This window comes from Bradyrhizobium sp. CCBAU 11434, assembly GCF_028128895.1.
In the GTDB taxonomy this organism is placed as follows: domain Bacteria; phylum Pseudomonadota; class Alphaproteobacteria; order Rhizobiales; family Xanthobacteraceae; genus Bradyrhizobium; species Bradyrhizobium zhengyangense.
Map to the genome: position 1 here is coordinate 599796 of NZ_LBJX01000002.1, position 13232 is coordinate 613027.

20 protein-coding genes are annotated in these 13232 nt (G+C 59.8%); 15 read left to right on the forward strand and 5 right to left on the reverse strand.

Annotated elements, in window-relative coordinates:
• Positions 1-64 precede the first annotated feature (64 nt).
• Positions 65-607 (reverse strand): tetratricopeptide repeat protein, encoded by a 543-nt coding sequence (locus XI06_RS05120; protein WP_237866304.1) that lies wholly within the window; start codon positions 605-607, stop codon positions 65-67.
• Positions 608-862: 255 nt separating this feature from the next.
• Here XI06_RS05120 and XI06_RS05125 point away from each other — a divergent pair, with 255 nt between their 5' ends.
• From XI06_RS05125 to XI06_RS43435, 4 genes are all read left to right on the forward strand, one after another.
• Positions 863-1231: a His-rich protein BRANT gene (locus XI06_RS05125; RefSeq protein WP_237866305.1), complete on the forward strand. Its 369-nt coding sequence runs from the start codon at positions 863-865 to the stop codon at positions 1229-1231.
• Positions 1232-1518: 287 nt separating this feature from the next.
• Complete coding sequence (locus XI06_RS05130) at positions 1519-1953, forward strand: hypothetical protein (RefSeq protein ID WP_237866306.1); 435 nt, start codon at positions 1519-1521, stop codon at positions 1951-1953.
• 287 nt (positions 1954-2240) lie between these two features.
• The gene (locus XI06_RS05135; protein WP_237866307.1) at positions 2241-2948 is read left to right on the forward strand and encodes an outer membrane protein; all 708 of its coding nucleotides are present in this window, start codon (positions 2241-2243) and stop codon (positions 2946-2948) included.
• A gap of 241 nt (positions 2949-3189) precedes the next feature.
• Positions 3190-3432, forward strand: coding sequence for a hypothetical protein (locus XI06_RS43435; protein WP_333909306.1), 243 nt, complete (start codon positions 3190-3192; stop codon positions 3430-3432).
• Between the two features lie 35 nt (positions 3433-3467).
• Here the strand turns inward: XI06_RS43435 and XI06_RS05145 are convergent, their stop codons facing one another.
• Positions 3468-3722 (reverse strand): hypothetical protein, encoded by a 255-nt coding sequence (locus XI06_RS05145; protein ID WP_237866309.1) that lies wholly within the window; start codon positions 3720-3722, stop codon positions 3468-3470.
• 308 nt (positions 3723-4030) lie between these two features.
• Positions 4031-4426, reverse strand: coding sequence for a hypothetical protein (locus tag XI06_RS05150; RefSeq protein ID WP_237866310.1), 396 nt, complete (start codon positions 4424-4426; stop codon positions 4031-4033).
• Between XI06_RS05150 and XI06_RS05155 the strand changes: the two genes are divergently transcribed.
• Positions 4425-4700: a hypothetical protein gene (locus XI06_RS05155; RefSeq protein ID WP_237866311.1), complete on the forward strand. Its 276-nt coding sequence runs from the start codon at positions 4425-4427 to the stop codon at positions 4698-4700. The two genes, XI06_RS05150 and XI06_RS05155, sit on opposite strands and share 2 nt — an antisense overlap.
• 97 nt (positions 4701-4797) lie before the next feature.
• On the opposite strand, the gene XI06_RS05160 is transcribed toward XI06_RS05155, so the two are convergent.
• Positions 4798-4989 carry a hypothetical protein gene (locus tag XI06_RS05160; RefSeq protein ID WP_237866312.1) on the reverse strand — a complete coding sequence of 64 codons (192 nt, stop codon included), beginning with the start codon at positions 4987-4989 and terminating at the stop codon, positions 4798-4800.
• 118 nt (positions 4990-5107) lie between these two features.
• Here XI06_RS05160 and XI06_RS05165 point away from each other — a divergent pair, with 118 nt between their 5' ends.
• From XI06_RS05165 to XI06_RS05205, 10 genes are all read left to right on the forward strand, one after another.
• Positions 5108-5290, forward strand: coding sequence for a hypothetical protein (locus XI06_RS05165; protein ID WP_237866323.1), 183 nt, complete (start codon positions 5108-5110; stop codon positions 5288-5290).
• 395 nt (positions 5291-5685) lie between these two features.
• The gene (locus XI06_RS05170; protein WP_271604701.1) at positions 5686-6393 is read left to right on the forward strand and encodes a class I SAM-dependent methyltransferase; all 708 of its coding nucleotides are present in this window, start codon (positions 5686-5688) and stop codon (positions 6391-6393) included.
• A gap of 69 nt (positions 6394-6462) precedes the next feature.
• The gene (locus XI06_RS05175; RefSeq protein WP_237866314.1) at positions 6463-6882 is read left to right on the forward strand and encodes a GFA family protein; all 420 of its coding nucleotides are present in this window, start codon (positions 6463-6465) and stop codon (positions 6880-6882) included.
• A gap of 1158 nt (positions 6883-8040) precedes the next feature.
• A complete protein-coding gene (locus tag XI06_RS05180; protein WP_237866324.1) occupies positions 8041-8292 on the forward strand; it encodes a hypothetical protein in 252 nt (83 codons plus the stop codon).
• A complete protein-coding gene (locus XI06_RS05185) occupies positions 8255-8833 on the forward strand; it encodes a hypothetical protein (RefSeq protein ID WP_237866315.1) in 579 nt (192 codons plus the stop codon). The genes XI06_RS05180 and XI06_RS05185 overlap by 38 nt, the downstream gene beginning before the upstream one ends.
• A 199-nt stretch (positions 8834-9032) precedes the next feature.
• Positions 9033-9230 carry a hypothetical protein gene (locus tag XI06_RS05190; RefSeq protein WP_237866316.1) on the forward strand — a complete coding sequence of 66 codons (198 nt, stop codon included), beginning with the start codon at positions 9033-9035 and terminating at the stop codon, positions 9228-9230.
• Complete coding sequence (locus XI06_RS05195) at positions 9227-10396, forward strand: AAA family ATPase (protein ID WP_237866317.1); 1170 nt, start codon at positions 9227-9229, stop codon at positions 10394-10396. Before XI06_RS05190 ends, XI06_RS05195 begins: the two co-directional genes overlap by 4 nt.
• A gap of 420 nt (positions 10397-10816) precedes the next feature.
• The gene (locus XI06_RS05200; RefSeq protein ID WP_237866318.1) at positions 10817-10999 is read left to right on the forward strand and encodes a hypothetical protein; all 183 of its coding nucleotides are present in this window, start codon (positions 10817-10819) and stop codon (positions 10997-10999) included.
• Between the two features lie 758 nt (positions 11000-11757).
• A complete protein-coding gene (locus tag XI06_RS43660; RefSeq protein ID WP_442869409.1) occupies positions 11758-12057 on the forward strand; it encodes an HNH endonuclease in 300 nt (99 codons plus the stop codon).
• 185 nt (positions 12058-12242) lie between these two features.
• On the forward strand, positions 12243-12623 hold the full coding sequence (locus tag XI06_RS05205) for a hypothetical protein (protein ID WP_237867370.1): 381 nt from the start codon (positions 12243-12245) through the stop codon (positions 12621-12623).
• 84 nt (positions 12624-12707) lie between these two features.
• On the opposite strand, the gene XI06_RS05210 is transcribed toward XI06_RS05205, so the two are convergent.
• A complete protein-coding gene (locus tag XI06_RS05210) occupies positions 12708-12890 on the reverse strand; it encodes a hypothetical protein (protein ID WP_237867369.1) in 183 nt (60 codons plus the stop codon).
• Positions 12891-13232: the final 342 nt, after the last annotated feature.

The following is a 13232-nucleotide window of genomic DNA, read 5'->3' on the forward strand; positions in this document are numbered from 1 at the left end:
GAAAGCAGAACGGGCACAACCCGCAAAGGTCGTGCCCGTTCGCGTCATCAGAAGATGCGATATCTCAGTAGACGAGCGTCGCGCCGGTCGGCTTGTCGAGTGCGGCAGCCAGCGAGCGATACTCGGAGCTGTCGGTGCCGGCGAGGGAGGCGATCTTGTTCAGGTGATACTGTGCCTGTTCGCGGTTGCCCTGCTCGAGCTGCCAGAGGCCGTAATACTGCCAGGTGCGGACGTGGTTGGGATCGTCCTTCAACGCGATCTCGTAGTAGGCCTTCGACGATTGGTAGTCGCCGAGCTTGCGATAGGAGTAGCCGATCAGATTGGCGACGTCGGCGACGTCGTCACGCTTGAGCTGCTTCAGCTGGCCGATCGCGTCCGAATAGTCGTGCTTGTCGTAGATCGTGGTGTACGCGGTCCGGTAGGCCGCGAGGAATTTCGGATCGCTGACGGAAGAGCTCTTCTTCTTGCCCTTCTTGGTCGAGGTATCGGACTTTGGCGGCGAGGAGGGCTCGTCACTGCCGGCGGCATAGGCGCTGGTCAGAGCCGGTCCGGCCGCCAAGGTCATGGCGACAAGTCCCGGCACAAGAAGCGTTGACAGTCTGCGCATCTAAGTTCTCCCGAATGGAACGTGGCGATCCTACACGATTGCCCAAAGACCGGAACACCCGGCCTCCAAAAACATTCCCGGCCGTCTCCGGCCCTCGGCCTTCCCAAGGCGAAGATAACAAACTTGTCATCCAGATGAACAGAAGCCTGCCACGCGCTTCAGAACGGGTTCAGCGCGGGGCATCTAGGCTCTCCCCCATGATCGAAGAGTTGGCGAGAGGGCGCCGCCTCAAGATCCTTCCAAGAGGAGACAACGATGTTGAAGACCATTTCCGCAGCCTTGCTCGCAGCTTCCGTCATCGCCGCCCCGGCCTTCGCCAAGGATGCGGCCAAGACCACCACGACCGCCCCGGTGATCAAGGCGGATCAGACCCAGAGCAAGGTCTCGACCACCGCTGCCAGGCCCGACGCCGGCGTCAAGGCTGATGCCAAGACCGCCGACATCAAGTCGCCTGCCAAGGTCGATACCAAGACCAAGGCGATGAACGCCAATGCAGCAGTCACGCCGGACGAGCACAAGACCGTGCGGACGCATCGTCATCACCACAAGCATCTGTCGGCCAAGGAGTCGCTGAAGACGCAGTCGGGCCTCACCAAGCCGGTGACCGCCGAGAAGCGCAGCTAACGACTGATCCCGCGCGGCGGCATCCCTGGATTGCCCTGCCGCCGCGTGTGGAGTTCAGGCCCGGCTCGCTCGTCACGCCCGCGCGCAAGCGCGAGGCCTGGCGGCGGGCCGGTGCGCCGTTTTGCGAATCTCGAAAACAACCCCATGCACAGTAGACGACGGCAGATGACACCAACCTGCGGATTTTGCGAATCCGTTTGACTCGTCGGGCAAAACATCTCTAGACATGCATCATTGCACCCTTGGGGCTGGCACGCTCCAGGTCGATTGAGCGACGAGCGTGAATTGTGAGCCGATTGGCGAAACGTGCGGCGAGGCTGACGTTGATCCTGGTGCTGCCCCTGGCGCTCGCGGCCTGTTTCGGCAGCGAGGGTGACCGTCCGTCCCTGATGGAAGGGGCCCAGGCCGGCGGCCCGCAGCCGTTTCCCGACAATTTTCGCGGTGACGCGCTCGCTCTGATTCACGCCTATCTCAACAATCCTGTCGGAGTGCGCGACGCCAGCATGGCGGATCCGGTGCTGCGTGAGATCGGCGGACGGCAATTCTACATCAGCTGCCTGCACTTCACGCCGCGGGAGACCGATGGCAGCTACAAGGCCATGCGTGAGCGCGCCGTCGTCTACGTCAATGGCCGGGCGGACCGTGTCGTCGATCGCGCGAGCGAGCTCTGCGCCGGTGCGGTTTATGCGCCCTTTCCAGAACTGGAAAAGATGACGCGGTAGCGCAAAGTCCGTCTTCATCGCGGACTGCTAGGACAAAAGCTGCCGGAGCCGCTGGATCACTTTTTGGCGAGGTTTGAACGAGGCGGTTTTGCCTTGCGACAAATCGTTACGGCGGAACATGCGCGGGCGACAGAATCTGTCGGCGCAAGCGTCCGTGACGGAACAAAATCGCGATGTTGCCGCCCCGTCACAGTAACGAACGATCAACGTTCCGGCATCGCCGCGAAGCAACCTAATTCGCGCCACGTTGTTTCCAGAGTGTCGAATTTGAAAGAACGGGGATGATCATGAAGACGATTTTGCTGGGCGCAGCAGCTCTGCTGGCGTTGGCCGCACCGGCGGCCGCGGCCGACATGCAGGCGCGCACCTACACGAAAGCGCCGGCCTATACGCCGCCGCAGGTGATCTACAACTGGACCGGCTTCTACATCGGCGGCCATGTCGGCGGCGCCTTCGCAGGCGACACGACCTTCCAGTCCAGCAACGCCCGTTTCATGGGTGGCGTGCAGGGCGGCTTCGACTACCAGTTCGCGCCCAATTGGGTCGTGGGTATCGAGGCCCAGTATTCCTGGCTGCCGACCAACAACAACGGGGTCACGTTCCCGCTGGGGACGCAGGTGACATCGAACACGGACCAGATCGGGTCGGTGACCGGCCGCCTCGGCTACACTTGGGGCCCGGCGCTGCTTTACGCCAAGGGCGGTTACGCCTGGCGCAATGGCGGCCTCGGCGTCAACGTCGCCGGCGTGCCGCAGACCTTCACCGCCAGCGGCAACAGCAAGGACGGCTACACCGTCGGCGCCGGCCTCGAATACATGTTCGCGCCGAACTGGTCGGCCAAGGCCGAATACCAGTACTATAATTTCGGCAGCACCACGATCACCTCCGGCCCGGCCGACGTCGTCGGCGTCCGCGGCCGAGACGATGAGCATACCGTCAAGGTCGGTGTGAACTATCGCTTCGGCTGGGGTGGGCCGGCGGCCTCGCGCTACTGAGCCGCCCAAGGCGAGCACCAGCACGATCTGACAAAGGCCGGCTCCCGCCGGCCTTTCGTTTTGCCCGCCCTGTTTTCATTGCGTGAACCATCTGGCGCGTCATTTGCAAGCAAACAGTCTGGCGCGCGGTTTCTCATGCGTGTCACGGGGATCGGGTAAAGCAAAAATAATTATTGCGACTTACGGAACTCGCGCTCCGGTACGCGTATTAGGGGATTACCGGGCTGGTGGGATGACGAACATGCGTATCTTGGCGTCACTGGTGGTTGTCGCGTTCTTCGCCGCGGTCCCGTGCTCTGCCCAAACAATCCTCAAATCCGAGCCTTTGATGTTGGCACCTTACGAGGTTGCCTTCGTGAAGGACGCGTCCTGCCCGTCCGGCAAGGTGCTGAAGGTTACCGGAGCTATCCGCGGGCTGCACCGCCGCAAGGCCTGCGTCGCGCTTGCCGGTGAGCAGGCTTCGCTCGCGATCGCGACGCCTTGAAGCGCGCCTTGCCCTGAAACCCTATTGGCCGGACCTCACGAGTTGAGCTGAAGCTCCATCCTGGATTCCCGCTCGGCGTCCGCCTTGTTCTGGGCGGGGTCCTCGCCTTGGGCTGCACGGCAGGATCGGATCTCGTAATCATTGTCGAGCACCCGGCGCGGACCTTGCCGCTCGTCGTCGGTACCGATGTCCACGACCAGCCCGCTCCGTTGCGCAAGCTTCCAGACGTCGGCTTCATCGGGATAGGCTTTGCTGATCTGGCTGTCGTTACAGAACAGGGCGTAGGGCATGCTTCCCGCTCCCGGAAAGCGCGTTAACGGCTTCACAGGCCGAGCGGTTCCGGGTTGATCACGGGGCCGTGATCGTTGCCGGGTTGAGGGAGCCGGATGGCCGGTCCTGAGTCCTTAACGAGTCCTGAATCCCCACAAAAAGAAACCTTGGGACTCATTTGGCGGAATCAGCGGATGTTTCCGTCCATGACGACCGACCTCAAAACCTGCTGTGGGCACATGCTCCTGCCGCTGACGCTGGCACTGGTCGGCGCCTGCGCAGCCAATCTCTGGCTGGTGTGGTCCTGGTTGTAGGCGGGCGGTCGGCCCTACTTCCGAGCCGGCGGGCTCGCGTCGGCATCCCGGATGGCGGCGCGTAATTTGGTCAGTGTCGCCGCACAATATTCCTCACGCTCGCGCTCGAACCGCTCCTGATGCTTCCTGAAATTGGCGATGCGGGTCTGCATCTCACTGCGGAAGTCGCCAGCCATTCGCGGTGGGGATGAGGGCAAGGGCTGGGGCGTCGGCGCGATCTGCGGCGGCGGTTCGGACTGCGCCTGTTCGAGCGCCACGGTCACGGCCCGTACGGAGACGATCTCCGCGGTCAGGACCGGAGGAGCCGTAGCGGTATCCGGCTGACGGAAATCGTCCTTCTTGCCGGCAACCGATTGCACGAAGGCCAGCGTCTGCGCGATCAGAGCGTCGCGCTCCCTGATCCACTTCATGATCCACCACCCTGTTCAAGCTATTCCACCAAAGCCGGGGCGCCGAATCAAGAAGGTTGCATGCAAGGGGATTGCATATTTTTCCCGGTCGCCCGACATTGTCCAGATGGATTCCAGGGCCGACCTGTCGGACGAGGTGCAGGGCTTGCGCCTTGTCCGCGCCTTCCTGTCACTGCCGCCCGAGAAACGGGCGGAGGTGATGGCGTTCGTCGAGGATTTGGTGCGCGCCCATACCCAACCAGATGACGGTCGCGAGGTTTCGCCGGATCGTTAAAGCGCGATGGGATTGGCTTTAATGGTCGTCGCGCTTTAGCTCTTTGTTTGAGCATGATCTTCTCGGAAAACCGCTTCACACTTTTCAGGATCATGCTCTAGCGCTGGCGCGGATTGACATTCGGCACGAAGGGGGCGCCGATCACCCGGATGGATGTCGGGTTTGCGTTCTCGATCGGTCTGCTGTCTGCGACCTGCTTCTCAGGAGCCTGACCAAACACCGGCGCGAGTATCGCGAGTCCGCCTGCCACGACTCCGCAGCACAGCGCGACCGTCGTTAGCAGCACCATATTTCGATCGTCTTCTCTGATCCGCATGAGACGAAAACAAACGGGCCCCTCGGTTGGTTCCGTGGGGCGATGAGAGTCGGCTGCCCGACGAGCGAGCAAAGCTTTTCACGAAGCTGACGTGCGACCGGTCGAATGGGTATTCCTCCGCAAGATTGTGCGCGCCATTTTGTGTCAGCGCGGCGCGGCGGAGACCGGTTCGGCCTCCTCGCAAGTGCTCGCGACTGCGAAGATGCTGGCGACTGACAGCACCCGCTTGAAGGACGAAGTCGGCAAATTCCTGCGGACGGTGCGCGCGGCCTGATCCCGCGCGACGTCCACGGTCCGGCGGCCTTGCGCCGCCGGCAGGTCGCAGATCCTATTGCAGCAAGAGCGCCATCGTGATCGCGAACAGGAAGAGCGTCGCGACGATGGCCGCGACGGCTCCGGCGATGATTTTGGCGTTTTCGCGGTTCGTATAAGAGGACATGCGATGCGCATGCTACCTCATGTTGAACTCTGATCCAATCTGTGGTCAGTCGCCGTCCCGCGCACCTTCGCTCGCAGCACTGCGTTCGGCGATGGGCACCAGCAGGGTGGCAAGGCTGGCCAGGGCGGTTCGTCGGGTGACCATGAGCGATTTCGCTCGCGGGAATTTTGGATCGAATGCCTCGCGCGCATAGTAAGCTTGCGACGGAATCTTGACGTGAGTCCCATCCGATGATCTCCCATCGTCCCGCCGTGCTCGCCCATGAACGGTTCATTGCCGACCGCGAGAATTTTGCAGGCCTCGACCTCGCCGCGCGTTTTGAGAGGATCGAGCGGACCAATTTGTGGGGAGCTGCGACGTCGGTCTCGGGCCTCGGGTCGGAAGATCTTGCCACCGCCGCGATCCGCGAAGCGCTGCCCGGCCTGCTGCATCGGCTGGGCGCGCGTTCACTCCTCGATGCGCCTTGCGGCGATGCGGGCTGGATCGGCAACATGCGCCTCGACGTCGACTATACGGGCATCGATATCGTGCCATCGCTGATCGCGGCCAACAGTGCGCGCGTGGCGCGAGGCGAATTGCGGGGCCGCTTTTTCGTCGCCGACATCACGCGTGACTCGCTGCCGAGCTGTGATGTGGTCCTGTGCCGCGATTGCCTCGTGCATCTGAGCTTCCGGAACATCGCACGCGCCATTGCCGGCTTTCGTGCCAGCGGTGCGCAATTCCTGCTGGTCACGACGTTTCCGGAATGGGAGGATAACAGCGATTGCGAGGACGGCGACTGGCGGGCGCTCAACATGACGAAGCCGCCGTTCCGCTGGCCGCCCCCGCGCGAATTGATCAACGAGCGCTGCGACGAGGGCGGTGGCGGCTGGCGCGACAAGAGCCTCGGAATCTGGCGGCTGGATGAGTTGCCGGAAGGCACAGCCGAGCGCGCCTGACACGCTCGGCCATCATCGCCGCGGCTTGACGCACAGACATCGAGGCAATGGATGCAAGGAGTGGAGTCAATGATCGACGCCAGATGTAGTTGTGGCGCGCTTGCGCTGTCGCTTCCGGGGCCGACCAACCTGGTCGCGGCTTGTCACTGTCTCGAATGCCAGCGGCGGACCGGCGCGCCGTTCGGCGTCGGCGCTTTCTATCCGGTCGAGGCGGTCAAGATCTCAGGAGCGCCGAAGGAGTATGTTCGCGTCGGCGAAAGCGGCGGCAAGGTCCGCTGTTATTTTTGTTCCGATTGCGGCTCGACGGTGTTTTGGAGGCCCGACAAACTCCCTACGATGATCGGCGTTGCCGTCGGTGCAATCGCGGACCCGAATTTCCCGGCGCCGATCAAATCGGTGTTCGAGCGGTCGAAGCATGCATGGATCGATATCGACGGCACGGACGTCGAGCATCTGCAACACGGCAGCATACCGAAGACTTCAAGCTGAGGGATGCGCATCGAGTGCTGGTGCCGGCTGAGGGGATTGAACCCTGTAGCCGACAAGAACAAAGCGGCATTTTCAGCTTTGGGATTTGGACCGATAGCGCGCCGGTCGGCCGGTCAAAAGGGCGCGGTGAACGGCTTTAGCCGAACAGCCTCCGACTGACATTGATGATGAACCCACCCTGGGACGCCAATAATCGCGCCTATGAGGCCGTACCCAACGGCACCCCAAGGGCCAACCATTAGACTGCCGTAGCAGACCCCAATCCCACAGCACAGCACTGCCATGGCCAGCAACGTCTGGTCATTCTTCTCTTCGGCGCGATGCCGCCGCCGCTCAGCGCGGCTCTGAACGTATGGCCCTGCAGGCTCGCGCGAACCGCAGGTCGGGCAAGCCAAGGCCGAAAAGGAGACCGGGGCTCCGCAGTCGCTACAGTCGGTGAGTTCGGGTTTCATGCTGCGACCTTACGTCCCTCGCGCCATGAACGGCCAGCTAGACCAAAGCATACGGCCGCTCGCCCTTTCCGAACACGCAAAGCGCTGCGGCGCAGAAGCATAGTTGGACAATGCAGTACAATTTCGCAATGTCTTCAACGTCAATTTGGTATCGCGGCTGACGGCAGAATTTCTAGGGCCACCTAGAAAAAACGTTCCGATTTCAGCTATAAGAAGGACAGATAACGCGAAAGAGGATTTCGCGATACACCTACAAAAGTGTGCTGAAATCGGCTATAAGAACTGAAGTAAACGCGTGAGAGAATTTCTGCGGACACGTAGAAAGTCGTCCGGTTTTCTGCTACAAGGGATTTAATGAAACGACTGCTCAGCATTGAGCTAACGCCTTCGCCTCTGTTCGCCATCCCGGCGCCAGAGGCGAAAGTGTTTTTGGGGATAGCGTAGGGCGAGTCGCCCTATGCTTGGGGGAGGAACGAGAACGTAGCCTAGCTAAGGGATAGACGAAACGCGCGGCAATGCGTGAATGATACCGCGTGCGTAATCGCAGCACCGCTCGAATCGGGCGGTAACGGAGTCGTGCGCGCAAATTTCGGAAGGGGAATGTGGGGGAGCGATGAAGAACTAAGTAGCACAGGCAGCGACAGACACAACAAAAGAAACCGTGCCGTGAGAATGCGGCGCGCCACCGATTTGAAAGGCAACGCTTTTGACTGACTATGAATTCGAACTTGCACAAAGACTTCCGGAAGTGCTGTCTCACATCGCAACAGACGGCTGGCGTATTGATGAAGCAACCACCAACGAGTGCGCTGAACGATTCCAAATGAAGGTTCGGTGCAGCGTTATCAGGCCGAACATTCAAGACGGCTGGCCTACCATCGGCACTGCGGGCAGGCTCGTCGGCCACTTCTACATCCACAATGGCGACGATTCAGCCTTCGTTTGCGAACGCGGCTGAGCTCTTCAACACCCTGCTAGGTCGCTTCGATCCAAGGAAGGATTGGAGAGCGAAAGATATTCCGGTGGCGGCCAACGACAATGTAAGTCGCTCCCCAACCGACTACAGAGGCATTCTCAATGCCTGGCGCGGTGCAAATCCGGAGACGGACACTCACATTTTATCACGGCCCTCTCGCAACGTTGCTGAACGGTTTGACGATGTCGTACTTGCAGCTTTGCGCAGCTATCTCAACTTGTTCGAATCGACCGATCCGCTTCAATCTGATGCCGGAAGGATTGCGGATGCCAAGGTGGCTGCACCGGAAGCAGGGCTTGGTGATGCTTTAAGTCCAGACACGCTTGTCGCGCTTGCCGAAGACGGTGTTGAATTTGAAACGAGGCTGATCGGAGCGCCGGAACTTGGTAAGTGCGGCTATTGCAGCCCGCACTTTGTGCGCGAACTGAAAATTCCAAAAGAAGTGCAAACGTCGAAAGATTCTCTGAGAGTGCACACAAAAAGCTGCCATCCCGCGTCGTCTCGTTTCGCGATGAACGAGTAAAGCGGTGGGGTACGACTGATGAAATCAAAGCGCCAACGAAGCTTTCGATACTGAAACAGTTAATGGCCGCGCAATATGGCTTGGCACGATACCTTGCCGAAAGACGGTGCGGCTTCATGCAAGACCAGTGGATTGGCTTGATGCCGGTTGCACTGGGGTCTGTCATATCGCGCCGTTCTCGCGTAGCGGGCTAAGACAGTTGCGGCAAGCCAGAACAGTAGAGTGCAACGATATCACCGTTGCACTGGAGGCGTGGGACTTCGGCTTCGGCGGCGATGAACGCAAGCTGAGCCGGTTCGAGATTGATGACTTTCCGTCATCCATTCGCGGCTACTTTGAGGCTGAGGTCTATTGGCGGATGGCAGTGAGGGCAGCAACCCCGGAGGTTTATCAGTGAATCTTGCAGAAATCTTTCCGGCCGGGACCGCTTGGGTCGATAGTCAAATCTCTAGGCCGAGAACCCTGCAAGCGCCGACAGAGGTGTTAGCGGCACACCGCGAACGTTTCGAGTTCACGTTATTCGATGATGTCAATGAGACAGTTCAAAAGGACTGGCTTGTTAAGGACTTTCTCGGCGCCGACGAATTCACCTTGTTCGTCGCCAAGCCTGGTACCGCAAAGAGCGTGTTGCTGCTCGATATCGGTGCGCATATTGCGGCCGGTATGGAATGGCACGGGCGCAACGTGAAGCAGGGTCTTGTCGTTTTCTTTGCCGCCGAACGCAAGCGAACGACTGAACGGCGGGTTGCGGCGTGGCGTAAGAAGCACGGGCTGTATGGCATCCCGTTCGTTGTAGCTGGCGGTGAGCTGGACATGACAGCCGGGTTGATGGATGCAAAAGCGCTCGGGGCGGCAGTCAAACGGCTTGAAGAACGGCTTGGGCAGAAGTGCGTTCTTATTATCGTCGACACGGTCACTGGGACCTTTGGCGGCGGCGATCAGAACGCGTCGCGCGATATGCAGAGATATATCGCGTCCGTCGATGAACTGCACCGGGCCACAGGGGCGCATGTTGCTGCTATTCATCATAGCGGATGGGAAGGCGACCGTGGCAAGGGGGCTATCGACTTGGACGGCGCGATTGATAGCTCGTTTGGCATCGAGGTCGGCGGCACCGGTTCCGCGAAGGCATTTGTTTTAAAGTGCACGGGGGCCAATGACATGGACGAAGGTGTCATCACTGGCTTCAAGCTAGAATCGGTTTCGCTCGGCAAGGATGCTGAAGGTGACGAGACTACGGCGCCTGTGGTTGTGCCTGCGAAGGTTACGCCGAACGACGGCTCAAACCTCAAAGGGAGTACCGAAAAGGCGTTGGACTCCTTGCGGGCAGTTCTGGCGGAAGATGGTCGCACCCCGCCAGCGGGCTCGCCCGGCTTTCATGAAGGCGTTGTAGCTGCCAATCGTACTGCTTGGCGCAACCGGTTCTATGCTGATACCCTCGCGAATGAACCAAAGATCGGGGACGCCACACTCCGACAGCGGTTTTCGCGAGCCGTCAGCGAGCTTACGGAGAAGAAGCGAATAGCGACAGTCGGTGAATGGTTCTGGGTTTGTGACGCGTGACAGGGTGTTACATTCCGTGACTGTGTCACAGACCAGATTGCGTGACGTGACAGGCCGGGGGTTTATACCCCGGCCGTATGTCACGCTGGTGGGAGGCAAGATTTAGAGAAAAGCTCGAAGGGGGATGGTCATATGCCCAGAACCGGCTGGCGAGGTCGCTGGCGCGTTTTTCGACGTGGCCGGTGTTCGGTAAGGCTCGCTGTCATTTAACGCATCCCGGCCCGCCGCTCCTTGTTTGGCAAAGGCGGTTTGGATTGCTTCCGGCATCGATTCCATGGACGGCAAATCACTCATTGCACGATACGTACGGCTGGCGAGTTTCGAACCGGCTAACCCGGCTATCGAAATTCGGCAGGTGACATCCTATTAAGCCGGAGTCGGTACCGTGCGCGCATTGCACCGAACGGATTTGTTGAAGCCATGGAAAGCAAAGAACTTCGAATGTATATCGAAGGCCAAGAAATTCTACTCGACGTACTCGAACACGACGGCCACAACGTTGAAGCTGAACGCGCGAAGCTGGCCATTGAAAAGGCCAAACTGGCCGGCCTGACCAGTAACCTACGCCAGCGGCTGACTCGCGGCCTCAAGCTCTTCGAGTAGGCGTCTTACGTCCTGTACATGAAGGGCTTGCGTCTCGCGCAACGCATCAAGCACCTTTCGGACAGCTTTGGTGTCATGGCCGTCTCGGTCTAGTCCGGCCAGTAACGCTTCTTGATGTTCGACGAGCCGCCTGCCTTCGGCGGCGCGCCGTTCAGCTTGCTCAAGGTGTTGTCTGATTGTCATCGGGTCCATTGCTGGTAACGCAAGGGAGACGGAGTGGTTCGGCGGATTCTTCAGTGCACTGCAACGGTAGGAACGGCAGTGTCGCCACCGCCTTAGTGAGACATGCGAAGGCTGTATTTTGGCCTCGCGGCCGCAGTCTGCGCTTATGTGTTTCTGGTATTGCGGCTGGGAGAACGTGAGCGACAGGCCGGCGTTGAGCGCCTTGAGAGATATGAAATCCCTCACGATTCACACATTCGGTAGCGCTATGTCTCGGTTAGCGATGCTCACTAACCGCTCCAGCCGGCCCGCCCACGGCCGGTAGCGGCTCACCCGGAGCCCGGTCAAGCGGTTGGTGAGGTCTAGCGAGGCCCGTGGTGTACGGCGGCGCATCGTTGCTCGCCGTCTGAAAAATGACCTTTTCCATCGTAACTGCAGCCGCGATCAAGATAACGGTGAATATGGCGACTGCAAATGTTGCCAATTCGGTCCGACGGCGCTCCATCGAAAACCTCCGCCATGAAATTATTGCACTAACTGTGCCGTAACGCGCTAGCCACGGCCAAGGTTTCATGGCGACAATCAGAAAGGAAACAATGCCATTACGATCCAAACAGGTCAGGCCACCTCAGTGGCGACCCTACGTTAGACCCGGTTTCAAGTCAGACGCCTTCTACAAATCTGCCAGCTGGCGAACCCTACGGGCTGCCTGCCTGCAGCGCGACGGCAACCGGTGCACTGAACAGTTCTGCACTACCCCGAACGACAGGCTAACTGCACACCACGTCATTGAACGCGGCACGCCAGGCGCGACCGACACGCTGGACAATCTGCGTACCCTTTGTATGCGGTGTCATAACCGGCAGCATGGCCAGCGAGGCAGGCGCGTGCTGTGAAGGCTCGCGCGGGACGCCTTCAGTCGCTTAGGGGTAGGGGGGTAGATTCGCTGGCGCGAAGGCCCTAAGGCCCGATGGGTCCCGAATTTTACGTATCCCCAAAATGGGAAAACTCGGAGATGACCGTCGCAACTACGTCAGATTCTGAGCGTTGGGTTGTCCGATCCCATATCCAAGGAGTGGTAATGACAGAACGTCGTCAGGTCTTACCGTGGCTGCTACTTGCGCTGGTTGTCGTACTCGCGGCGGGCGGTCTTGTTTGGGCGAACCGCGAAATACAAACGCTAAGAACAGAGAGGGCGTCGCATCAAGACCCCGGGGCGGAACAGGGCAACCAGACGGCTGAACTTCAGAAGGCTGTTCAGGATGTTCAGATGTCCCAACAAAAGTTGGCAGACCAACTGACCGACTTGCAGGCCAGACTTGCGAAAGAGGGCGGCGAGCGCAAACTCTTGTCTGACCAACTTGGTTCAATCAGCGCACGCGTTGATGCGCTGGCATCCGCGAATGCGGAGAGCACCGCGACCACGCAGCCTGCGCGACGAAACCCACGCACGAAGCGATAAGACGTTCGCGGTTGGTTCGACTCGGAAAAGTCTTTCCAGAAATGGGCAAGAGTTTTCCGAGTAAAGAGAACGAACGGAGACGCGTCAACGTTGGTGACCAAGCCCGATACCAAGGCTTGATGCCTTCATCCGTAAAGAGGGCACGCTACGCTTCGTCTGTTTAGCGATCTTCACAATCGGCGTGCGTGCCTTTGAGTACGCGCGCAACTCTTTGACGTCCGCTGCAGTCCACTCGCGGCGAACAATCTTCTTCGTCTTCGTTGCCATGTAGGCTCCCTGATTTTAGAGCGGGGCTTCTAGCAGGATCGTCGAAAATAACAAGGTCGCGCTAGCTGCGACACACTGTGTCAGTAATTTTGTCGACGGTCGCCGAAGCCATCCTCATCGAGGGGCCCGCGATTGATGTCCGGTCCCCCCGCCATTTGCTGACCAATTGCGGACGTTCTCCGGAGTCGCAGATGGGCCAGAGCACAAAGTCGCTGCGCTCCAGCCCGCTGCGCGGGAGCAAGAGCCGAGAGGCCGGTAGCCATTTGAGACGATAGTGGTAGCACTGGAGAGCCCCGTCCTGAGAATCGAGGTGTTGCAACCCTCACTCAGGAAGGAGCTCTC